This is a genomic window from Cellvibrio sp. KY-GH-1 (assembly GCF_008806975.1).
Classification (GTDB): Bacteria; Pseudomonadota; Gammaproteobacteria; order Pseudomonadales; family Cellvibrionaceae; genus Cellvibrio.
Map to the genome: position 1 here is coordinate 496,931 of NZ_CP031728.1, position 22,287 is coordinate 519,217.

The 22,287-nt window shown below is 46.6% G+C and carries 26 protein-coding genes and 1 tRNA gene; 16 read left to right on the plus strand and 11 right to left on the minus strand.

Annotated features, from left to right (window positions below):
• Positions 1-4: 4 nt before the first annotated feature.
• Together D0C16_RS01960 and D0C16_RS01965 are read right to left on the minus strand one after the other, a co-directional pair.
• A complete protein-coding gene (locus tag D0C16_RS01960; protein ID WP_225318871.1) occupies positions 5-652 on the minus strand; it encodes a tRNA-uridine aminocarboxypropyltransferase in 648 nt (215 codons plus the stop codon).
• Between the two features lies 1 nt (position 653).
• On the minus strand, positions 654-953 hold the full coding sequence (locus D0C16_RS01965; RefSeq protein WP_151030779.1) for a GIY-YIG nuclease family protein: 300 nt from the start codon (positions 951-953) through the stop codon (positions 654-656).
• Between the two features lie 82 nt (positions 954-1,035).
• On the opposite strand from D0C16_RS01965, the gene D0C16_RS01970 reads away from it, so the two are divergent.
• Entirely contained in the window at positions 1,036-1,902 is an 867-nt protein-coding gene (locus tag D0C16_RS01970; protein WP_151030780.1) for a methyltransferase domain-containing protein, read from the plus strand.
• Between the two features lie 9 nt (positions 1,903-1,911).
• Here D0C16_RS01970 and D0C16_RS01975 read toward each other — a convergent pair whose 3' ends face one another.
• Positions 1,912-2,436, minus strand: a complete 525-nt coding sequence (locus tag D0C16_RS01975; protein WP_151030781.1) for a molecular chaperone DnaJ — start codon at positions 2,434-2,436, stop codon at positions 1,912-1,914.
• Positions 2,437-2,661: 225 nt separating this feature from the next.
• On the opposite strand from D0C16_RS01975, the gene D0C16_RS01980 reads away from it, so the two are divergent.
• The 9 genes from D0C16_RS01980 (at position 2,662) to D0C16_RS02020 (ending at position 10,880) form a co-directional block, all read left to right on the plus strand.
• Positions 2,662-4,377, plus strand: a complete 1,716-nt coding sequence (locus D0C16_RS01980; RefSeq protein ID WP_151030782.1) for a hypothetical protein — start codon at positions 2,662-2,664, stop codon at positions 4,375-4,377.
• A gap of 15 nt (positions 4,378-4,392) precedes the next feature.
• Positions 4,393-4,962, plus strand: coding sequence for a hypothetical protein (locus D0C16_RS01985; RefSeq protein ID WP_151030783.1), 570 nt, complete (start codon positions 4,393-4,395; stop codon positions 4,960-4,962).
• An 80-nt stretch (positions 4,963-5,042) separates the two neighbouring features.
• Complete coding sequence (locus D0C16_RS01990) at positions 5,043-6,086, plus strand: agmatine deiminase family protein (protein WP_151030784.1); 1,044 nt, start codon at positions 5,043-5,045, stop codon at positions 6,084-6,086.
• Entirely contained in the window at positions 6,083-6,985 is a 903-nt protein-coding gene (locus D0C16_RS01995) for a carbon-nitrogen hydrolase (protein WP_370458203.1), read from the plus strand. The genes D0C16_RS01990 and D0C16_RS01995 overlap by 4 nt, the downstream gene beginning before the upstream one ends.
• A 115-nt stretch (positions 6,986-7,100) precedes the next feature.
• Positions 7,101-7,799, plus strand: a complete 699-nt coding sequence (locus tag D0C16_RS02000; protein WP_151030785.1) for a GGDEF domain-containing protein — start codon at positions 7,101-7,103, stop codon at positions 7,797-7,799.
• Positions 7,800-7,842: 43 nt separating this feature from the next.
• Positions 7,843-8,316 carry a thioredoxin-dependent thiol peroxidase gene (bcp, locus tag D0C16_RS02005; RefSeq protein ID WP_151030786.1) on the plus strand — a complete coding sequence of 158 codons (474 nt, stop codon included), beginning with the start codon at positions 7,843-7,845 and terminating at the stop codon, positions 8,314-8,316.
• A gap of 214 nt (positions 8,317-8,530) precedes the next feature.
• The gene (locus tag D0C16_RS02010; RefSeq protein ID WP_151030787.1) at positions 8,531-8,974 is read left to right on the plus strand and encodes an AraC family transcriptional regulator; all 444 of its coding nucleotides are present in this window, start codon (positions 8,531-8,533) and stop codon (positions 8,972-8,974) included.
• A gap of 106 nt (positions 8,975-9,080) precedes the next feature.
• Positions 9,081-9,425, plus strand: a complete 345-nt coding sequence (yajC, locus tag D0C16_RS02015; protein WP_151030788.1) for a preprotein translocase subunit YajC — start codon at positions 9,081-9,083, stop codon at positions 9,423-9,425.
• Between the two features lie 102 nt (positions 9,426-9,527).
• Positions 9,528-10,880: a sodium:alanine symporter family protein gene (locus D0C16_RS02020; RefSeq protein ID WP_151030789.1), complete on the plus strand. Its 1,353-nt coding sequence runs from the start codon at positions 9,528-9,530 to the stop codon at positions 10,878-10,880.
• Between the two features lie 3 nt (positions 10,881-10,883).
• Here the strand turns inward: D0C16_RS02020 and D0C16_RS02025 are convergent, their stop codons facing one another.
• The 7 genes from D0C16_RS02025 to rne form a co-directional block, all read right to left on the minus strand.
• Complete coding sequence (locus D0C16_RS02025; RefSeq protein ID WP_151030790.1) at positions 10,884-11,216, minus strand: TusE/DsrC/DsvC family sulfur relay protein; 333 nt, start codon at positions 11,214-11,216, stop codon at positions 10,884-10,886.
• Between the two features lie 2 nt (positions 11,217-11,218).
• The gene (tusB, locus tag D0C16_RS02030; protein WP_151030791.1) at positions 11,219-11,527 is read right to left on the minus strand and encodes a sulfurtransferase complex subunit TusB; all 309 of its coding nucleotides are present in this window, start codon (positions 11,525-11,527) and stop codon (positions 11,219-11,221) included.
• Positions 11,528-11,531: 4 nt separating this feature from the next.
• Positions 11,532-11,894, minus strand: a complete 363-nt coding sequence (tusC, locus tag D0C16_RS02035) for a sulfurtransferase complex subunit TusC (protein WP_151030792.1) — start codon at positions 11,892-11,894, stop codon at positions 11,532-11,534.
• Between the two features lies 1 nt (position 11,895).
• Positions 11,896-12,288, minus strand: a complete 393-nt coding sequence (tusD, locus tag D0C16_RS02040) for a sulfurtransferase complex subunit TusD (RefSeq protein WP_151030793.1) — start codon at positions 12,286-12,288, stop codon at positions 11,896-11,898.
• 62 nt (positions 12,289-12,350) lie between these two features.
• Positions 12,351-13,034 carry a Bax inhibitor-1/YccA family protein gene (locus D0C16_RS02045; protein ID WP_151030794.1) on the minus strand — a complete coding sequence of 228 codons (684 nt, stop codon included), beginning with the start codon at positions 13,032-13,034 and terminating at the stop codon, positions 12,351-12,353.
• 204 nt (positions 13,035-13,238) lie between these two features.
• Positions 13,239-13,328, minus strand: a tRNA-Ser gene (locus tag D0C16_RS02050).
• A 162-nt stretch (positions 13,329-13,490) separates the two neighbouring features.
• A complete protein-coding gene (rne, locus tag D0C16_RS02055; RefSeq protein ID WP_151030795.1) occupies positions 13,491-16,334 on the minus strand; it encodes a ribonuclease E in 2,844 nt (947 codons plus the stop codon).
• 799 nt (positions 16,335-17,133) lie between these two features.
• On the opposite strand from rne, the gene rluC reads away from it, so the two are divergent.
• Entirely contained in the window at positions 17,134-18,135 is a 1,002-nt protein-coding gene (gene rluC, locus D0C16_RS02060; RefSeq protein WP_151030796.1) for a 23S rRNA pseudouridine(955/2504/2580) synthase RluC, read from the plus strand.
• 14 nt (positions 18,136-18,149) lie between these two features.
• Positions 18,150-18,800, plus strand: a complete 651-nt coding sequence (locus D0C16_RS02065; RefSeq protein WP_151030797.1) for an HAD-IIIA family hydrolase — start codon at positions 18,150-18,152, stop codon at positions 18,798-18,800.
• On the opposite strand, the gene D0C16_RS02070 is transcribed toward D0C16_RS02065, so the two are convergent.
• A complete protein-coding gene (locus D0C16_RS02070; protein ID WP_151030798.1) occupies positions 18,797-19,387 on the minus strand; it encodes a nucleoside triphosphate pyrophosphatase in 591 nt (196 codons plus the stop codon). The genes D0C16_RS02065 and D0C16_RS02070 overlap by 4 nt on opposite strands.
• 130 nt (positions 19,388-19,517) lie before the next feature.
• On the opposite strand from D0C16_RS02070, the gene D0C16_RS02075 reads away from it, so the two are divergent.
• From D0C16_RS02075 to fabD, 4 genes are read left to right on the plus strand one after another with little or no spacing between them, the layout of a single operon-like run.
• Positions 19,518-20,051 carry a YceD family protein gene (locus D0C16_RS02075; protein ID WP_151030799.1) on the plus strand — a complete coding sequence of 178 codons (534 nt, stop codon included), beginning with the start codon at positions 19,518-19,520 and terminating at the stop codon, positions 20,049-20,051.
• Between the two features lie 40 nt (positions 20,052-20,091).
• On the plus strand, positions 20,092-20,274 hold the full coding sequence (gene rpmF / locus D0C16_RS02080) for a 50S ribosomal protein L32 (protein WP_151030800.1): 183 nt from the start codon (positions 20,092-20,094) through the stop codon (positions 20,272-20,274).
• Positions 20,275-20,297: 23 nt separating this feature from the next.
• The gene (gene plsX, locus D0C16_RS02085) at positions 20,298-21,308 is read left to right on the plus strand and encodes a phosphate acyltransferase PlsX (protein ID WP_151030801.1); all 1,011 of its coding nucleotides are present in this window, start codon (positions 20,298-20,300) and stop codon (positions 21,306-21,308) included.
• Positions 21,309-21,342: 34 nt separating this feature from the next.
• Positions 21,343-22,281: an ACP S-malonyltransferase gene (gene fabD, locus D0C16_RS02090; RefSeq protein ID WP_151030802.1), complete on the plus strand. Its 939-nt coding sequence runs from the start codon at positions 21,343-21,345 to the stop codon at positions 22,279-22,281.
• Positions 22,282-22,287 lie beyond the last annotated feature (6 nt).

A 22,287-nucleotide genomic window follows, 5' to 3' on the forward strand; every position in this document is an offset into this window, starting at 1 on the left:
CTCTTCAGTCATTTTTTACACAGTTGGGGGCAGGACGAAATGCGCATTGTCGGGCTACAAATTCACGCATTGCATCCAGAAGTGGCGAATAATCAACGCGATCCTGCTCAAGGCGTTGTAGAGCGTAACAACTTGCTTCCAGTGTGGAAAGCTGATTTTCACTATCTGCCTTGCGAATCAGGTAGAGGGATGGCGGCGGGTTTTCCAAGGCAACACGTGGCAAAGATTGTAGTAATGGATGCAGGTAAATCAATTTGCGGCTTTTGCGCCAGGTTGCGTCTAAAACAACCAGCCGAAGCTGTTCCGGTGGAAGCGCTGCGGGTGGCGTGGCAGGCTCCAACAACCCCAGGGATTTTGCTTCTGGTATGGGTGGGTAAAGAAGAAGTGGGCATTTCCCACCAGAATACAGTGCTTCTTTAAGCGTCCCTGAATCGAGCGGGGTATTGGCATTGCTGGGCATTACATGGCTATTAATTAAGCTCAAGTGCAAGAGCCCGGCGGTGTTCTTGGCATGTGTGGCTTCCTGAGGATCTTGCAAAATTAATAATTCCACCTGATTGGCAATTGGGCGAATCAGGCCGCAGATACAGGTGCACCCTGGTCGATGGCAACGTGCGCAGGGGATCCGTTTAGTTAAATCGCTTCCCATCATGTTATTTGGCGCCAGTCCCCGTCCCCAGTTGCTGTAATTCAAGCTGAACAATTAAATCCTGGGTGGGTTCAGTATGTTGTGAAATTAACGTGCGTTTTGCCGATGCGCTAAGGGCTTTAATTGCGGCTTCGCGCCGACTGGCGCTGGAACGTGAGGGCTGCGCTTCCAGGAAACAAAGTCGCACAGGTGTACGCCCGCGAAAATATCGTGCACCGGCCTTACCGGTTGCGTGCTCGCGCCAACGCCGTGCCATATCGGTGGTAATTCCAGTGTAAACTTGGTGATCGCTGGTGAGGATCATATAAACAAACCAGTTATTGGCAGCTGTCATAAATATGAAGGTGGCAGAGTTAGGTAGGTAATTTTATTTTCCCGGGCTCAGAATGGCAAAAGAATCAGCACAGCAAGATCGCAATTTTGATGATCTCGCCCAACGGTTTAAAAAAAATATATATGGAGGATTAAAAGGCGATATTCGTCTCGCGGTCCTTGAGCGGGATTGCCGGACACATTTGCCCAATGTCCCGTTAACGAATGTCGCGTTATCGAATGTCCAGTTAACCACGGCGCCTTCCGCCGAAAAAACCGCAAAACCCTGGCGAATTCTGGATGCTGGTGGTGGTCAGGGGCAGTTTTCACTGCAGTGGGCACAAGCGGGGCATGAGGTGGTGATCTGCGATATTTCCGCCGAAATGCTTAAGTTAGCAGAGGAGCAAATTAACGCACTAGGATTGAAGAATCGAGTGCAACTGATTCATTGCTCTGTGCAGGAATTACCTCAACATCTTGGTGAAGCGTATCAGTTTGATTTGGTGATTTGCCACGCGGTAATGGAGTGGTTGCAGGAGCCGCAGGAGCTATTGCCGTGCTTGTTGAATTATCTGGTACCAGGGGGTTATCTATCGCTCACTTTTTATAATCTCCATTCCTTGATTTATAAAAATTTATTACGCACCAATTTCAAAAAAATTATCAATCAGGATTATGGTGGATCGCGCGGCAGCCTCACACCCATTAATCCGCAGAATCCGGAACAGGTACTAGCCTGGGTGGAGCAATTACCCCTGAAAGTGTTGTGTCATAGCGGTATTCGGGTGTTTCACGATTATATTTTCAATGAAGAGCATCGCGCGCGCGACCAACAAAGTTTGTTGCAATTGGAATTGGAATTTTCGCAGCAAGAACCTTATCGCTCGCTCGGGCGCTATATCCATTTGTTATTGCAACAAAAAACACCTGCAGAGGCCTGATGGATGTTCTTATTGTTTGAGGATACTGAGTAAATAATCCCGGGCCTGATTAATTTTCGCTGCAAGATAATCATTGCCGCCGCGATCCGGGTGAAGTTTTTGGATCAGGCGGCGATGGGCGTCTTGAACCATCGCTTGTGTGACTTCTCCTTTGTCGGTATTACCGTTTAAACCAAGAATTTCCAGTGCCTCCGATAAGCTCATTTGGTTGGTTGATGTTGGTGGAGGCGGCTGTTGTGGCTGTTGCTGCGCTTGTTCTTGCTCTTGCTCTGCTTTTTTGCGCTGCAACCAAAATGGTAAAAGCTGGGAAACCAGGCCATAGGCATTGCGAAGAAAAGGAATTAATGCCCCCAGCGCAGCGCCTACCCAATGCATGCGTCCGGTAATCACCAGTAAAATCAGTATGCCCAGAAACGCTCCCACCCCAATGCGCCACAAGGCTTTGCGTTTTTGCTCAGGGTTCATTTTTTTATAGCGGCCACCAAAAATAATGATGCAGGTCACTATAACGGCGAAGAGCAGGATCTTGAGCACGAAGCCTCCAGTCGAGTTGTTCGAGGGGGTGTTGGTTTTGGGTATTATAGGCAGCTGAATTGCGATATCGATAGCGTTGATTTTGGGCTTTTTACAGAAAAATCAACTTATTGGCAGCCTAAGGCAAGTTCAGCAGCGAGACAGCTGTCGGTGTTATTTCGCGATAATTTGACTATGCTTGCAAATAGTCACTTAGGTAGACACTACAACATTCGGGTTATGCTTATGCGTTTTTCATTTTCTGCCGGCGTTACCATCTCTCTGTATTGGCGAAGTGCACTCGTGCTGGCAAGTTTTGCGTTATTATCCGGTTGTGGTGGGGGCGGAGGATCATCTGACTCCAAACCCTTTACCAGCAACCCTCCCCAGTCATCAGTTAGTTCGTCGATATCGAGCAGCAGTATTTCAAGCGCGTCCTCAATATCATCCATGTCGGCCAATGTGGCGATTAGCGGTAAAGTGACTTACGACTATGTACCTCATACCTTGAATGGTTTGAATTATGCCGGCACGGTCGCGCGGCCAGGGCGTGGTTTATTGGTGGAGCTTTTGGATGAAGCCGATCAAATTCTGGCTACCAGTTTGACGGATGCTGATGGAAAGTATTCATTTAGCATCGCGCGCAATAAATTGGTAAAAGTAAGGGTAAAAGCGCAGCTGCTGCGAACTCAATCGCCCGATTGGAATTTCAAGGTAACTGATAACACCAATAATAATAATTTGTACTCGATGGTGGGTAGCCTGACTGCGGCGAGTGAAGCAAATTCTGTACGCAATCTGCACGCGGCATCTGGCTGGAGTGGTGCTGGTTATGCCGCACCTCGGGTTGCAGCACCTTTTGCGTTATTGGATTCAATTTATGTAGGCATAGAACGAATTCAAGCGGCAGGCAATGTGATGGATTATCCACCGCTCGAGTTGCGCTGGAGTAGCAAAAATAAAGGTGCAGATGGGGACAAAACCTTAGGTGAAATTGGTACCAGCTTTTTTGATGGTGATTCGATTTATATTCTTGGTGATGAAAATAATGATACGGACGAATACGATCGCCATGTTATTTTGCACGAATGGGGGCACTACGTGGAAGCCAGCTTTGCGCGCTCGGACAGCATAGGCGGCGATCACGCCCATGATGATAAACTCGATATGCGTGTTGCCATGTCTGAGGGTTTTGCCAACGCGTTTTCGGCGATGATGTTGGATGATGCCAACTATCGTGATTCCAGTGGCCAATCGCAGGCTGATGGATTTTTTAGTGACGTTAGCCAAAAAAATAATAGCGTGCGCGGGTGGTACTCAGAGGCTTCGGTACAATCCATCATTTACAATTTTTACACTGGCAATAGCGGCAAAACTGCACGTGACTTCGCCGATATTTTTAAGGTGATTACTGCCAGTAATTATGCAGACTCCAAGGCGTTTATTTCTGTTTATGTTTTTGCTGAGCAGCTTCGTGCTGCTCTGGCGGGGCAGGCGAGTTTTTTCAACAATTTATTGGCGGAACAAAACATTTCTGTCGCGGATGAGTACGGAACAGGGGAAAGTAATTCGGGCGGATATGTCGGTAATTTACCCATCTATAAAAACCTGCCCCTATCCAACACTCCGGTTAATATCTGCAGTACCAACCGCTTTGGTGCTTACAATAAACTGGGAACAGCACAGTATTTCCTGATTAATGTTACGTCGGCAGGAAATTATCAATTTTCGGCGGTGGAGGTCGGCGCTGATTCTGGCAATTCCGACCCGGACTTGTATCTCCATCGCCGCGGTAGTCTTATCGATTTAGCGGAGGGAGCGGCAGTAGATCAGGAATCGCTTTCGCGGTTTATGGCTGTTGGAACCTATGTGTTGGAAGTGATTGATGCGCGAGTGGCCGATGTGGATGAGCCTTCTGAAATTACCGCTTGCTTTGATGTGCGTGCGCAGCCAGTGAATTAATACAGGTGTGATTGAATGAATAAATCAACGGTTTTTACCTTACTGTTTTTCACGTTACTAATCGGGTGTAATCGAGTTACTTCTGAACATCCTGCTGGTATTGCGGAAGTAGATGTTTCAACCGCAAAAGAGAAAAGGGCAGTGGCGCATACAGGTAAACCAGGTGCGCCGGTTAGTCTGGAAAACCAGCAACCCTATTACGTTGATGCGCCTGGAGTAATTAATCTGGATTTGCAGTTAACAACAGCAAAGCCAAGCGGAATGATGCAAGTAGATATTACTGCCGGTGAGGGCGTTGATTTGCGCTCATCACAACTGAACTATGAATTCGCGTTGACTGAGGATGGTGCTTACAAGTTGCCTTTGCAGGTGTCGATCGCCGCAAGAGGTCGTTACTATATTAATTTACAGGTGAGTATTTTGAGTGGCGATGAGCGTGAAAATAGAGTAATTACCGCTATTGTGCAGGTTGGTGCGTCAACCGCGGGTTCGAATAAACCCACGCTTGCTCCGGCGGCTCCCGAAGGCGAAACTCGGGTAATCGAGTTGCCCGCGCAGGAGACACAGAAATCTGTAGCTGAGTAGCTGTTCTGTATTGAGCCGATCAGCTTGTTTATACTGGCCAGCCACAAACTGGCCATTTTTATTTTTAAATGAGGTGTTTTATGTCAAACCAGCGCCTTCCTGCTGAATGGGAACCACAAGATGCTGTTCTGTTAACCTGGCCCCACAAAAATACTGCATGGAACTGGATTCTTGATGAAGTCACCGAACTTTATGAGGCGCTCGCAACGGTGATCAGCGATTACGCTGACGTCATTATTGCGGCGCCTGAAGCTGAAATGGACAGCATTCGGGAGCGTTTGGAAGCCATGGGTGCACCTATGGAATACATTTATCTATACTCATGCAAGAGTAACGACACATGGGCAAGGGATCACGGCCCGTTAACTGTAGAAACCCCTGACGGTTTTAAGTTGCTGGATTTTAAATTCAACGGCTGGGGCAATAAATTTGCGCATGAATTGGACGATCAAATTACGCGACAATTATTTGAACAAAATGCGTTTCCATTGGCATCGCGCGACGAACAAGATTGGGTGTTGGAAGGTGGCTCCGTGGACACGGACGGGCAGGGAACGCTGCTGACAACGTCGTCGTGCTTGTTAAATAAAAATCGCAATCCGAATTTAACAAAGGAAGAAATTGAGTCGCGTTTAAAGTTGGCGTTTGGTGTACGCAAAATTAACTGGTTAGATCATGGCTATATGGCAGGCGATGACACCGATGGTCATATAGATACTTTGGCGCGCTTGTGCCCCAACAATACCATTGTCTATACCGCGTGTGATGATGATCAGGATGAGCATTATGCAGATTTGAAGAAAATGGAGGCGCAGTTAAAAACATTTACCAATGCGGATGGTCAGCCTTACCGGCTGTTGGCTCTGCCTTGGGCGGGCGCAGTCTTAGGTCGTGATTCTGATTTGCGGTTGCCATCAACCTATGCAAATTTTTTAGTAGTAAATGAGGTGGTGCTCGTACCTATTTATGATCTTCCAATGGATGAAGAAGCGCTGGAAGTTATCGCTCAGGCTTTCCCTGGTTACGAAATTATGGGAATTCCCTGTTTATCCCTCATTGAGCAAGGTGGAAGCTTGCATTGCATTACTATGCAAATTCCCGAAGGTGTGTTGGGGTTGGAATGATGCAAAATAAAACATCAACAAAAATTCTGAAGGTCGGCATTGTGCAGCAATCCTGCAGCGCAGATCTCACTGCTAATTTTGCAAAATCTTTAGCGCAGATTCGTGTTGCTGCCGCCCAGGGTGCTGAGTTGGTTGTGCTGCAGGAGTTGCATCGCGGCCCCTATTTTTGCCAACAAGAATTGAGCGGAAACTTTGATCTGGCTGAAACTATTCCTGGTCCTAGTACCCAATTATTGGGAGATTTGGCACGTGAATTAAATGTTGTAATTGTAGCCTCGCTTTTTGAAAAGCGCGGTGTTGGATTACATCACAATACTGCTGTAGTTCTTGAGCGTGACGGCAGCATTGCTGGTAAGTATCGAAAAATGCATATTCCGGATGATCCGGGTTACTACGAAAAATTTTATTTCACACCCGGTGATTTGGGGTTTCATCCGATACAAACATCAGTGGGGAAATTAGGAATTCTCGTGTGTTGGGATCAATGGTTTCCCGAAGCTGCGCGCCTAATGGCGATGGCTGGAGCCGAATTGTTAATTTATCCCACGGCTATTGGTTGGTCTCCTGAAGAGGCACAGGATGAGAAAGTGCGCCAGCGAGAGGCTTGGATAACTGTTCAGCGTGCGCACGCGATTGCGAATGGAATACCAGTCGTGAGTGTAAATCGTGTCGGGCATGAACCCGATCCAGCAGGCGGTGCAGGATTGGAATTTTGGGGAAGTAGTTTTGTGGCAGGCCCACAGGGGGAGTTTTTATGGTCTGCGTCTACCGATAGTGAAGCGACCAGTGTGCTCGAAGTAAACTTGGCTCGTAGCGAAACGGTGAGGCGTATGTGGCCTTATTTGCGCGACCGCCGTATTGATCATTACGGAGATTTACTAAAAATTTATCGCGATTAAATTTGGTTTCTAATGGGTAAATGGCGCACTCGGTATTTTCCCAGTCCTGGTGGTGAGAACGCGTGCGTTCGTCTAGACTTAGCTGCACTTTCTATTTATTAAATGCCCTGATTTTATGGATTCATCGCTACCCGCCAATGAAATTTGTTGCCCTTCAGGAGATTCTCCTTGCATTTATACGCATGAACTGAAGCAACTGCGTGAAGAGGTTGGTTTACTCAAAGAGCAGGTGCGAACAGATGCACTTACCGGGCTGTATAATTTTCGATTTTTCTCAGATACCTTGCCGCTAGAAATGGAACGGTCACGCCGTTCCTTTCAAGCCCTGTCGTTGATTGTGTTGGATATAGATCATTTTAAAAAATTTAATGATACTTGGGGGCATGAGTTAGGAAACCAGGTGTTAATGCTGGTCGCTAATCTCATTTCACTGACAATTCGAAAATTGGATTATGCCTGTCGGTTCGGCGGGGAAGAATTTGTGGTGCTGCTGCCAAATACCGATTTACGTCAGGCAAAAAATGTGGCGGAACGTGTGCGTGAAGCGATTCAAAATTCGCCACTGGTACATGGTGAGCAATCTCTTTCTGTCACGGCAAGTTTCGGTGTGGACGAATTCAGGGCGAATCACAGCGATACTCCCGATGGGTTTATTGAGCGTGTTGATGCATTGCTCTATCAAGCCAAGCGCGATGGACGCAACTGTGTTAGATCTCCAATAGTGGATATAGCACCTGTCCAAACCACCGTTACCCCGGACGAAAAAGATGCGCTTTTTGGGCTATTCGGCAGCGACAATGATGAATCTGTGTAGCTGTTTTTACACTGTTGAAAAGTAATTGGGAGTTAATTGATTTATGGCGTTTCCAAAGATTGGTAATCTTGCCCCTGTGTTTACCTTAAAAAATTTTGCTGGTGAAAATGTTTCCCTAAAAGACTTTAGAGGAAAAACCAACGTTGTCTTGTATTTTTACCCCAAAGCATCCACCCCCGGCTGTACTGTCCAGGCCTGCGGTATACGCGACGCTGCGGCGGAGTTCGCTTCCTTGGATACGGTTGTGTTGGGGCTCAGCCCAGATTCAGTGCAAAAATTGCAGAAATTTTCAGATAAATATTCACTTAATTTCAACTTGTTGGCTGATGAGGATCACGCGGTTGCGGACAAGTATGGAGTGTGGGGATTAAAAAAATTCATGGGGCGGGAATTTATGGGGATTTTGCGCACCAGCTTTTTAATTAACAAAGAGGGCCGGCTTGTATACATCATGGACAAGGTGAATACAAAGACACATGATCAGGATGTGCTGACGGTTATACGTAATGGCATTTAAAGAGTCATTTATATAATAATGTGTGATAATAAAATCACGTTTTGCTCGCAAATTATACTCGCTGCTCTTTGCTTAAAATAAACTTAGTCTATAATCCACAATAGATGAGTGTAGTTTGCTTAAACCAAGGATGCGGGTTAGCAGTCAATCGTATTCAGGGAATACACTCCTGTTTGTTTCAACAACGCCCTTGCTTGGCAAAGGAGAAGCCTGGATGATCCAATTACAGCGCATTTACCGTAACAGTGAACATTTTTCAGAAAACCCATTCGAAGGATCGGAGATTAGGTCATACCCGGAGTATTTGGCAATGGCTGAAATACCAAAGTATGAGGGGGTTTCTGCGCGCGTGATCGATGCCTTAAAACAAAGGGTTGGTCGCGATGACCTTTCTATCGACCGAATTGCCGAAGATCTAAAACTCTCTAAACGAACTCTTCAGCGCCGTTTACAACAGCAGAGTGCAAACTTTGCTCAGCTACGTGATGTACTTCGCTTCCACTACGCGATTAAATACTTAATTGACGAGCATATGAGCGTAGATACCGTTTCCAAAGCGTTAGATTTCTCTGATCGTACCAGTTTTACCAATGCCTTTAAGCGCTGGACGAGTTTATCTCCCAGTGTCTTCAGAAAGCTTTTCAGGGATTATGCCTGATAAATCTGCAATCAAATTTCGCTGCCTTTATAAGTAAAGAGTGCTAATTGCCTGCTTGTTATAAAACGGGTAGAGTGAGCGCTCTTTATTTTTTGAGGTGAGTTTCATGAGTTTCTTTATTGCATCTGCTATGGCCCAGACTCAGGCCGCACCGGCATCACAAGGTAATCCAATGATTACCCTGTTAATGTTTGGTGGTATGTTCCTATTTATGTATCTGCTTATTATTCGTCCTCAGCGTAAGCGTCAAAAAGAGCATCAAAATCTTGTTACCGCGTTGGCTAAAGGTGACGAAGTGATCATGACAAGCGGGATGCTGGGAAAAATTATCAAAGTTGATGAAAACTACGTTGTTCTGGAGACGGGTAACAGTGTAGAGCTCAAATTTCAGAAAGTGGCTGTGCATGCCGTGTTGCCAAAAGGCACTATTAAATCGATTGATGCTGCGTAACCTGGCAGCGTAAGAAAGGGGCTTAGGCCCCTTTTTTATTGTCCGTTGTTTAGTAATTGCACGTTTATGATCCTTTATAACCTATAAAAATTTGGGGTTTCTATGGAATTAGTTCAACAAGCAGTTTCTTGGCTTAATGGTGTGGTTTGGGGCCCGCCCATGCTTATTCTCATATTGGGGACTGGGCTTTTCCTGATGCTAAGGCTGCGCGCTATGCCACTGTTCAAGCTTTTCCTCGGGTTTAAATTGATGTGTCGGGGGAGGGAGAAGGGTGAAGAGACTACTGGCGATGTTAGTCCGTTTCAGGCCTTAATGACCTGTCTTTCCGCCACTGTAGGTACTGGAAATATTGCTGGGGTTGCGACGGCGATTTTCATTGGTGGGCCTGGTGCTTTATTTTGGATGTGGTGTACGGCATTAGTGGGAATGGCAACCAAGTATTCAGAGATTGTGCTAGCTGTGCATTATCGTGAACGGGATGAAAAAGGTGAGTATATCGGCGGCCCCATGTATGCCATAAAAAATGGTTTGGGAAAAACCTGGGCGTGGCTGGGTTTTGCCTTTGCCCTTTTTGGTGGTCTTGCTGGTTTTGGAATCGGCAATATGGTCCAGGCCAATAGCATGGCTGAGGTGTTGGAATCTACTTTTCATATCGAGCGCTGGGTTACCGGTTTGGTAACTATGGGTATTGTTGCTGTAGTCGTACTGGGTGGGATTAGGCGTATTGCCAAAGTATCTGCGTCGCTAGTGCCGTTTATGTGCATTGGTTATGTATTGATGTCGGTGGTGGTGCTTGCGATTTACGTAGACCGAATTCCAGCGGCCTTCGCATTAATTTTTAAACATGCGTTTACGCCGGCTGCTGCAACCGGAGGGTTTGCCGGGGCGGCAGTGCTAATGGCAATTCAATTTGGTGTGGCTCGTGGGATTTTCTCCAACGAGGCTGGCTTGGGGACTGCGGGTATTGCGCAGGCGGCGGGTACTACCAATAGCCCGGTAAGGTCAGGGTTAATAGGTATGATTGGTACTTTTATTGATACCATTATTATCTGTAGCCTGACGGGCTTAACAATTATTTGCTCTGGTGTGTGGAATAGCGGCATAAAAGGTGCCAGTTTATCCAGTGCTGCCTTTGAAACGGCGTTGCCTGGTGTTGGCGCTTATGCCTTGGCTATAGCATTGCTTATTTTTACCTTTACGACCATTTTGGGGTGGGGCTACTACGGAGAAAAGTGCTGGATATATTTGGCTGGGCGTAAAACAGTGTTGCCATTTCGTTTGGTGTGGGTCTTGGCGGTTTTTGGCGGGGCGGTGTTCCAGTTGGATTTTGTATGGCTGCTGGCAGATACGTTAAATGCTTTAATGGCTATTCCAAATCTGATTTCATTATTGTTGCTCAGCCCTGTTGTTGTTGCGCTCACAAAAAATTATTTTAATAACCTCTCGCAGCATTAAATCTTATAGGCAATTGGCGGGGCGCGGTAGCCCTGCTATTTTGCTAGCGATTTTAGCTGGGCTTGGGGGGAATAGGCTCATTAAATAGATGCTTTTTCCTTTGTCTTGCCCCAGTTTTTTTTCCGTATATTTCACTAATGCGCGCATTGCCGGGGAGATTTGAAAGTCTCCATAAAAAGCTTGCAGCAGGTAAATAATTTCCCAGTGATCTTCAGTTAACTGAATATTTTCCTGCAGCGCAATTGCGGATGCAATCTGAGGAGTCCATTCCTGTAGGTTTTTCAGATAACCATCCTGATCCACTTCTATGAATTCTCCGTCAACTTCAATTGGCATAGCTAGTACCAGCTTTGGATGCATTTATGTTTAACGGTTAGCTGTACAAACTCCTCATAAGTAATCAGTTGAATTCCCGGCTCAATTTTCTGAGTTAGGGCGCGCGCATTTACGTCGGCAGACAAGGCATAAACGGCTATATTTTTTGCGTTAAGAGATTGCAGTGCTTTCGCATCGGGTGCGCTTTGTAAAGCACCAAAAACGCCATCCTCTATCAGCAACAATGAATCCTGATTCGAGCAGACAGCCAAACAGGATCCAAGTGTATTGTGGGTGAAGGATGATTTATTAATGATATGTAAAGTGCTCATATCGTTAAAAGCTCAGGATCTGGTCTTGTTGGTTGAGTAGTGAAGCTACTTCTGTGTTGTTTAGTTCATACAAATCTTCAATTATTAACTCATTCAGAGCAATTTGCCGCTGTGCTAGCGATTCCTTGTGAAGATAGATCTTTTCTATATCGTAATAAGTTAGCGCTGAGAGTACGGAGCCAATGTCTTTTTGTTGTATTTCTTGTGCATTTTGATTTTTCAGTAACTGGAATATGCCGTCGTCCATAAATAAAATGCTTAAATCTTGATCGTAAATTGCGGCAGCCAGAGCTGCATCTATTGCCTCTCGCGCTAGGGAGCTTCCATATGGGGCATGTCGGCTAACGAGTAAAATTTTTTTCCGCATTTTAGTGGCCAAAGGTAATTAATCGGTCAGAGTTAACGGCTGCATCCACTAGCTGACCAAGGCCACTCAGGGAAAAACCATCTGCCAGGTTATTGCTTTCTTTTTGGTAGCGGTTTGCTTCTTCCTGATTTACTAGTCCGCGCTTCAGTGCTGCTGCAATACATACTACCAAATCAACTTGATGTTCTTGTGCAAGCTTTTGCCATGCGCTGTACAGGTCTATTTCGTCTTGTGGCGGTGCGGCGAGCTTTGTTGCGTTGTGTACGCCATCTTGATAAAAAAATACCCGATAAAGTTGATGGCCTTGAGCTAGTAATGTCTTGGCAAATTGGTATGCGCTATGGCTGGATTGTGATGAATAAGGTGCTGAGTGAACGCAAATTGAGAAGATCATAAAGTTAATCGCTGTAAAAAAATAAGGCCCCATAAAGGAGCCTTGGTATTCAAGTTATGGTCTTAATCATCGCTTGATGCACCCAGCAACTGCAATAAGCTGGTAAATAGATTAACGATTGATAAGTAAAGACTAGTGGTTGCCAAAATATAATTGGTTTCTCCACCATGAATAATTTCACTCGTTTGATACAGAATCAGTGCAGACATAAGTAGCACAATGCCGGCTGAGAATGCCAAGTGTAGGCCTGAGAATTGATAGCCAAAGAATGATGCACCTAACAAAAACAGCATTACCGCAAGCATCAGCATCATGCCGACAGCTACAAATCCACCAAGGAAGTTAAAGTTCTTACGTGATGTAAGCACATATCCGGATAAACCAACAAAAATAACGGCGGTACCTCCTAAGGCTTGCAAAATAATGGTGCCACCATTCGCCATCGCTAAATACTTGTTTAGAACCGGGCCGAGGCCGGCACCAATTAGGCCAGTAAATGCAAAGACTACTGCCAAGCCAGTTGTTGAGTTGGCCGTTCTTGGCAGGACAAACCAAATTAACGCCATAGCGACCAGGCTCATTATTAGGCCGGCAAGATGACCAATGCCTACAGCCATGGCGCCGCCAGCGCATAAGGTACTAAATGCGAGAGTGAGCCCGAGCAGAAAGTAAGTATTGCGCAATACTTTACTAGCTTCGTTTTGACTCAGAGCTTGAGTGGATTGAGAGCTGTAAACTTCTTGCATATTCATCTCCGTCAATTGCCAAGGTAATAAAACTTTCAGTGATGATACAAAGCGGGGTTGGTAAAGCCAAGGTAAATTTAGCGTTAATCCTTCTTGTCTTAGTCGAAAAAAATTGCGGAGAGTTCACTGCGGCAATAAAAATACTTGGCTAGCTTTTCATCGGCAATAAAAAAAGCGCTTGATTTCTCAAGCGCTTTTTATGTATGGCGGAAGGGCAGGGATTTGAACCCTGGGTAGGCTTTCACCTACGCCGGTTTTCAAGACCGGTGCATTAAACCACTCTGCCACCCTTCCAAGTGCGGCAAATTATACATGGCTTTTTAGTTTGGGCAAGAGAAAACTAAAAATTAATAGCTAAATACCACAATAGAATAAAATGGATACTTTTGTTGAATATAAAAAAGCCGAATTGATGTCAATTCGGCTTTTTGTCTTGAGCTTTTAATTAAAGTTTATTTATTGTTGATCGCCGCTGTTGCGTTTGTTCTGGCGTGGATCATTTGATGGTCTGGAAATAGGGCGGGGGTTGTGGTCAACGCTGGGTGGCAAACTCGTATCCAGCGCTCGTGATGCCTGACTCTCAATAGTCTCGGTAATAATACTGATATTTCCTATAGGTTTTGGTGCGTTGCGCGGGTCGTTGCCAGCTCGCGTTGGAGCAGAAGTAATATCTACCTCGGTGATGGTTTTGCGTTCGGTGGTTTCAACGGTCACTTCCTGCGGCATGATGGTGGCAATTACTTCTGACTTGAGTTCTTCTCCAGTTTGTTTTTGTTCTGAAGAAGAAGGTAAGTCGGTAGGTTGTAGGGTTGGAATTACATCAATTTTTGGTGTTTCCACTCCGGCAGCTACTTGTTCAATATTCGTTGAGCTATTGCTGGTAGTGGCTTGATTGAATGCTACGTCTGCGGTAGTTGCTTCATTGGCCGGTTGAGCAGCATCAAATAGCGGTGCAGGCTTAGTGGCTTGCTGTTGCGCGTGTTCAGCAATTGCGGCGGAAATTTGCTGGGCAAGTTGTGCCGACTCGCTCAGTACTGCTGGTGCAGTTTCCTGAGGCTGAGCTGAAGACAATTCTTCTTGATTTTCTTGCGTTTGATTTTCCCCTTCCTCGCGACGATTACGGCGGCGCTGTTGTGAGCGGGTGCGACGACCTGCCGGGCGCTTGGATGGGCGCAACTCATCGCCATCATCCTGATTATCGTTAGTGGTAACGACGTTCTCTTCGTGCAACTCTTCTTTGAGTGGAGCGGGTTGGCGACGATTATTCTCTCTATCGCTGCCGCGACTATTGCGATTGCGATTGTTGCGAGATTCTTCGTCGTTATTGGCTTGGTTATCGCGCGGCTGTTGCTCGCGATTATTGCGTGGCTTACGCTCATGTTGCTCACGCTTTTCAACGTCTTTTGTGTGTTCGCTGCGTTTGTCCTGATCGCGTGGCGGCTTGTTGTCGTTGGCGCTGCGATGATCCAGGTTGTCAATGATCTCGCGATCTTCTTTGCGCTCTTTGTCGCGGCGATTACGGTTGTCGCGGCGATTGTTGCGTCCAGAGTTGCGACGACTGTCTCGTCTGTGTTCGCGCTTGTTTTTGCTGTCTTCGCTTTTTTCGCCACCGAAAATGCTTGTGATTGAATCAATCAGGTGTGACATCAGGCGTGACAAGGGGCCTGCTTTTTTGGTGGGTTCCGGGGCGGGCTGGCTTGGGCTCGCGGGTTGCACCAAGGGTTTGGGTGCAACAAAAGGTTTTGCGTTGAAGTCTTCCTCTTCTTCCTTGGTCTCATCGGTATGAGCAACAATTTTGTAGCTGGTTTCCAAAGTGCCTTCATCGTCATCGCGCAAGCGTTGAACTTCAAAATGTGGAGTCATGAGTTCTGCGCTGGGAACGATGACGACGCGAGTATTATTGCGTGACTCAATGCTGGAGATAGTTTTGCGTTTTTCGTTTAACAAATAGGTCGCAACTGATACGGGGCAGATCGCGCGTATTTCAGCGCTGCGTTCTTTTTGTGCTTCGTCCTCTACCAATCTTAAGATGGACAGTGCCAAGGAGCGCGTGCTGCGAATCGTGCCTACACCGTCGCAGCGTGGGCAGATTTTGGAATGAGTTTCACCAAGTGATGGTCTGAGGCGCTGGCGTGACATTTCCATCAGTCCAAAGCGAGAGATTCGCCCGATTTGAACGCGTGCACGATCCATCATCAATGCATCCCGCACGCGGTTTTCCACCTCGCGTTGGTTGCGTACGGGTTGCATATCGATAAAGTCGATAACAATCAGCCCGCCCATATCGCGCAAGCGCAATTGGCGAGCAATTTCATCAGCGGCTTCCAGGTTTGTTTGCAGCGCGGTTTCTTCAATGTCTCCGCCCTTGGTGGCGCGTGAGGAGTTGATGTCAATTGCCACCAGTGCTTCAGTGGCGTCAATGACAATTGAGCCGCCGGAAGGCAGTTTAACTTCGCGTTGGAAAGCGGTCTCAATCTGCGATTCTATTTGGTAGCGATTGAAAAGTGGGATGTCATCTTGATAAAGCTTTACCTTGCTGCGGTAATTGGGCATCACTTGTTGAATAAAGCCAGTGGCCAGGTCATAAGCTTCTTTATTATCAACGATAACTTCACCGACATCTTGTCGTAGGTAGTCGCGAATTGCGCGAATAATAACGTTGCTCTCTTGGAATAAGAATGCGGGGGCTGACGCGGTTTTTGCCGCATTGGAAATTGAGTCCCAGAGCTGCAAGAGGTAGTTTAGGTCCCATTGAAGTTCTTCCGAGCTTCTTCCTACACCGGCGGTGCGGATGATTACACCCATGCCTGCGGGAACTTCAACTTCACCCAGTGCGTCTTTGAGTTCGGCTCTGTCTTCACCCTCAATTCGACGGGATATGCCGCCCGCCCGTGGGTTGTTTGGCATGAGTACCAAATAGCGACCAGCCAGACTGATGAAAGTGGTGAGAGCTGCTCCCTTGTTGCCGCGCTCTTCTTTATCGATCTGAACAATTACTTCAGTGCCTTCTTTGATCGCATCTTTTATTTTGATGCGGCCATCAGAGTCGCCGGAGTTTTTGGTGAAATATTCGCGGGAAATTTCTTTAAGTGGAAGAAAACCGTGTCGGCTGCCGCCTTCATATTCAACAAACGCGGCCTCAAGGCTGGGTTCAACGCGAGTGATTTTTCCTTTGTAAATATTGGATTTTTTTTGTTCGCGGTTGCGATTTTCTATGTCCAGATCATACAGCCATTGGCCGTCGACCAGTGCTACGCGCAACTCTTCAGGTTGAGTTGCATTGATGAGCATTCTTTTCATGTGTTACCTAATTGTCTGTGAGGCGCTAGCCAAGGCGACAATCATGGTTAATCCAGGAATGTTTTGCGCAACCGTATAGACTGATGTGCTACCTAATGACAGAAGGCTCACATCAGCGGTTGGAGGGTTTGCTCCTTTATGGTGTTAGTAGGGCGCTACACAGCGCTAACACCAATAAGCGTTCCCTTTAGCTCGTTGATTTGCCGGTTAATCCGGCTTCTATTTGTAGGGGGCATACTAACTTAGTAGTTTGCCAATTGGGTTGTTTTTTTTGATCGATCTGCGATCAAGTTGCCAGATAGTAATTGAGCAATTTGTAGGGTGCTCATCATCGGCGCTCATAGCTGCATAGGTATGTATAAATCGTGCTTGCTATAAGTATGCAACCTGTATTTTGGATAGTTTTCTTGGCGCTTTGCCAGTATCCGATTTTTTACAAATAGATTTTCTAATGAGTTCAGCAAAACAAATATCGTATTAACAATGAGTGCAACCAAGGTTGACGCAATTGTTAGGGTAGTTGGTGTTTATCGATCACCGTCTACCGTTGTCAGTGCTTTCAAGGGTTTGTTATTGATGTCAAATTGCGGAGACACAATCGCTAAGCCCTTGCTGGCAGCGGTATTTCCTAGTGATGCGCCTATCATTTGCGCGATCCGGAAACCAGCCTGTATCAGCTCATGGACTATAGCAGTAATCCCAGAATGCAGCAATTAAATCAGTGGTTTAGCTAAGTGGCAGGTGACGGGTGTGGGTTTGCGGGTAGGGTTATTGGTGGCATTGGGGTATTATAGCGGCTATGAAAAAAAATGATGTTTTACTTGAAGACCTTAATGGTAGCGGCGCTGGTGCAGGTGTTAGCTTCATTACTATTGATTCGGATTTGGCTGGGCAGCGGTTGGATAACTTTCTGATTGCTCGCTTGAAAGGTGTTCCCAGGTCCAAGGTTTATAACGTGATTCGCAAAGGGGAAGTGCGGGTTAATAAAGGCAGAATTAAACCTGAGTATAAGCTCATGGCGGGGGATGTAGTGCGAGTTCCTCCAATTCGTACTGCGGAGTCTGGGACCGAGGCAAAGGCTAGTCATCAGATGATGGCAATGCTTGGTAGTTCAATCCTGTTTGAGGATGAGGGGTTGCTGGTCATTAATAAGCCGCCGGGATTGGCTGTTCATGGTGGTAGTGGTGTTACGCTGGGGTTAATCGAAACCTTACGGCAGATGCGCCCCGAGGCGCGCCATCTTGAGTTGGTGCATCGTCTGGATAGGGATACTTCTGGTTGTATCATGATTGCCAAGAAGCGCAGTTACTTGCGTCATCTGCAAGCTGCTCTGCGTGAGAAGTCTGCCGGAGCCGGTGGTGTTGAAAAGGTCTATCAGGCATTAGTTCTCGGTAGTTGGTCAAAGCGCTGTCTCCAGGTTAACGCTCCGTTGATGAAGTTTGAAGTTGCTGGTGGGGAGCGTGTGGTCAAGGTTCATCCGGATGGTAAACCAAGTTTGACTGAGTTCAGTGTGCTAAAGCGTTATGAGGGGTTTACCTTGATTGAGGCGCGGCCTATTACTGGGCGGACCCATCAAATTCGCGTCCATGCGCAATATGCGGGGCATTGTCTTGCGGGGGACGAAAAATATGGTAGTGATGAAGTTAACGAATCCTTGAGGGTACTGGGGTTGCGCCGCTTGTTTTTGCACGCCTCTTCCCTGTCTTTTTATTTGCCTGATGCTGATAAGGTGACTCGTGTTGAGGCGCCTTTGTTGTTGGATTTGGTTGAGCCTTTGTCCAAATTGACTGAAATGAACTGAGTGCGGGGTTAGTAGTGCTGCTGATATTTGATTGGGATGGCACTTTAAGTGATTCAAAGGCCAAAATCACTCGAGCAATGCAGATGGCTGCAGGTGACTTGGGTTGGGAGCCGCTCGCTGATCATCTTATTCATGACATTATCGGATTAGGGTTGCCTGAGGCGATTCATCAGTTGTATCCGGATGTTCGCGTTGAGGATAGATCAAAGTTGCGCGATGCTTATGCGGCGCGTTTTTTAATGTTGGATGAGGCTCGGCCCTCCGATTTTTTTCCAGGGGTAAAAGAGACTCTGGGGTCTCTCAAAGCGCAGGGGCACATACTGGCCGTTGCTACGGGTAAGAGTCGCAAAGGGTTAGATCGAATTTTTGGGGTGCTCGGATTAAGCAATTTCTTTCATGCCACACGCTGTGCCGATGAGACTGCCTCCAAGCCAAATCCACTCATGTTGGAAGAATTGTTGAAGGAGTTCGATGTTTCAGCGAGTGATGCGGTAATGATCGGTGACACTGAGTTCGATATGGAGATGGCAAAAAGAATTGGAATGCCGAGGATTGCGGTAAGTTATGGTGCGCATAGCATAGAGCGCTTGCATGGTTACGAGCCTGCTCTTTGTCTGGATCGGTTTGATGGTTTGTTGGCTTGGAATGGTCTGGTTGCCGGTTAATCGTTCAGGGGGTCTACCCCTTCATTCATTAGCATTTTCGTAAGTTCAATTAAGGGTAGGCCTATCAATGTGTTGGGATCTTTGCCTTCCAGTTTCTCAAATAGGCAAATGCCCAACCCTTCTGATTTGAAGCTTCCTGCACAGTCATAGGGTTGTTCCTTTTGTAGATAGTTTTCAATTTGTCTGGCGGTTAGTTGGCGAAACTTTACTGTGTAGCTATCCACTTCTAGTTGGGTTTTGTGTGTGTGGCTGTTGTAGAGGCATATGCTGGTGAGAAAGGTGATTTCTCTATCGCTAAACGCTCGGAGTTGGTTGGCGGCGGCGGCGTGGGTATGGGGTTTTCCTATAATTTGATTATTCAAGACTGCGATCTGGTCCGATCCGATAATCAGGTGGTTGGGGTGGTCGGTCGATAATGCTTTGGCTTTTTGTTCTGCAAGGCGTAACACCAGATTTTTTGGGGATTCTTCGGGGTTGGGTGACTCGTCGATTGCGGGTGTGGCCCAGCTAAATTTTAGTCCGAGCTTTTTCAAAAGTTCCCTGCGATAGATCGAGCTGGAAGCTAGCAAAATATTGTGTTTCTGCATTGGTTTTTTCTCGTGAAAGTTGCGTAAATCGCAAAATGATGTAGCTATTCTATGTTTAAACCACTAAATAGCGCTATTTCACCAGTTTTTCTTTGACATGATCAGGCGTTATCCCTATGATTGCGCGCTTATGTTTAAGCCCCCTTTTCAAAAGCCTCTGCCAAAGCAGGGAGATCCTCGAAAGTTCGCCCAACAAGGTGTTACTTTGGAAGGGTTTATACCTGTTGCTGAGTTGCCTCGTGTAGTTGAGGCTACTGAGTCTTCAGCAGGCAATGTTCAAGTAAAGCTTGAATTTAAGGTTAGTGAAGAGGGAAAGCGAGCTGTCATTGGTCAGGCTGCGGCAGAGTTGTCTCTAATCTGTCAGCGTTGTCTTGAGCCAGTTTCAGTAGCTGTTGAAAGTGATATCTCACTAGCAATTGTATGGGATGAGGAGGCTGCCAAGGCGTTGCCACAGCACTTTGATCCATGGATTGCCGGTGAGGGTGCGGCAGATCTTTACGATATGGTCGAAGAAGAGCTGCTGTTGAGTTTGCCTGCAGTTGCTTATCACGAAGAGCCTTGCCTTGATGGCAAACTTTATTCCAGTGGTAAGCCGGTCGAGGTAAAAAAAGAGAAAAACCCATTTCAAGTATTGGAACAACTTAAGAGCTCGCCGAAATCCTGAGGCGCCTCGGTTCCAGTGAGTCAGTAAATAGGAGCTAACCATGGCAGTTCAACAAAACAAAAAATCCCGTTCAAAGCGTGATATGCGTCGTTCGCACGATGCTCTGACAGGTCCAACCTTGTCAGTTGATGCAACTAGCGGCGAGAAGCACATTCGTCACCATGTAACTGCTGACGGTTTTTACCGTGGCCGTAAAGTGATTGATAAAGGTAGTGAAGAGTAATTTATTGCTCCAGAGACATTACCTTGTCGGCAAGAATTCGAATAGCAGTTGATGCTATGAGCGGGGACTTAGGTCCCCGCGTTGCTATTTCAGCAGCAGAAAACTTTGTTGCTATCCATCCCGATGTCGATCTGATGTTTGTTGGTGATCGATCCAAGTTGCAGTCGCTACTTGAAAAATCCTCGTCATTATTGCGCAAGTCAGCGCGTGTTTTACACGCGGCAGATGTTGTGTCGATGGATGATGCCCCCCTTAGCGCATTGCGTCAAAAGAAGAGTTCTTCCATGTGGGTTGCGCTGGAGTGTTTGCGCGCTGATGAGGTTGATGCTTGTGTAAGTGCTGGAAATACCGGGGCGCTTCTGGCTATGGCCAGATATCTGATTAAAACCTTTCCAGAAATTGACCGTCCTGCGATCTGTAAATCAATGCCAGTAACAAATGGGGTTACTTATTTGCTCGACTTAGGGGCAAATATCAATTGCTCCCCATTGCATTTGCAGCAGTTCGCGCTCATGGGTGCTGTATTGGCAGAGGTTTCGGGTGTTGTTGCTCCACGCGTTGCTTTGCTTAATATCGGTAGCGAGGCACAAAAAGGCACTGAGGTTTTGCGGCAAGCCCAAGAGCTTTTACGCAATGATTCGCGGATTAATTACGTTGGATTTGTGGAGTCCAGTGAGATTTTTACGGGAAATGATCATGTGATTGTGTGTGATGGCTTTCATGGAAATATTGCGTTAAAGGCTAGTGAAGGGTTGGCGCGGTTCGTAGCTAAAAAAATCTCTACGACGTTGAGGCGAAATTTTTTTAATAAAATTTTATCGCTTATCGCGGCACCTATGCTCACCCAACTGAGTAACGAGCTAAACCCTTCATTGTACAATGGCGCCAGTTTTCTTGGGCTACGTAAGACGCTCATAAAAAGTCATGGAAGTGCAGACGCTAGAGCGTTTATGCAGGCGCTTGTTGTCGCTCGCGAGCAGGTGTTGTTGCGGGTTCCAGAGAAAATTGCGCGGCAATTGGGCGCTGATAATTAATTTTCATCCAATTTAAAAAGAAGTTTAAATTCCTATGATTAATTCTAATCTTGCATTTGTTTTCCCAGGTCAAGGTTCACAAAAAATTGGCATGTTGGCTGAGTTGGCTGCTGAATATCCTGTTGTGCAGCAGACTTTTCTCGAGGCATCTGACGTTTTGGGTTACGACCTTTGGGCATTAGTACAAAATGGTACTCAAGAGGAAATTAATTTGACGGAGCGGACTCAGCCGCTGCTGTTAACCGCAAGCGTTGCGGTGTTTCGTGTGTGGAAAGAAAAAAATGGCGCTATGCCTGCGCTTATGGCGGGGCATAGTCTTGGGGAGTGGTCGGCATTGGTATGTGCTGGTGTTATTGCATTTAAAGATGCGGTAAAGCTGGTGCAGCAGCGTGGAAAGTTTATGCAGGAGGCTGTCCCTGCAGGCCAAGGTGCGATGGCGGCAATTATTGGGCTTGATGATGCGTTAATTGTCGAGGCTTGTAAAAAAGCGGAGCACGGTGATGTTGTTTCTGCAGTTAATTTTAATTCACCAGGTCAGGTCGTGATTGCCGGTACCGCGGCCGCTGTAGAACGTGCTGGTGTATTGTGTAAAGAAGCCGGAGCAAAACGCGCTTTACCTCTGCCTGTAAGCGCACCTTTCCATACAGAGCTAATGCGCCCAGCGGCAGAACGTTTGGCTGAGCAAATTACGGCAACTATTTTTTCTACGCCTAATGTTCCTGTGGTACACAATGTAACGGCCGACATTGAGACAAACCCTGAAAAAATCAAGGCACTAATGATTGAGCAAATTTACAGTCCGGTGCGTTGGGTAGAGTGTGTGAACACCATGGTTAAAAAAGGAGTTACCAAAACATTGGAGTGCGGTCCAGGAAAGGTGTTGTCTGGTTTAAATAAACGTATTAATGCTGAACTGGTTGCAGTTTCTGTTGAGAAACCGGATGAACTGCTTGTTGTTTTATCTGAAGTTTAATTTCTA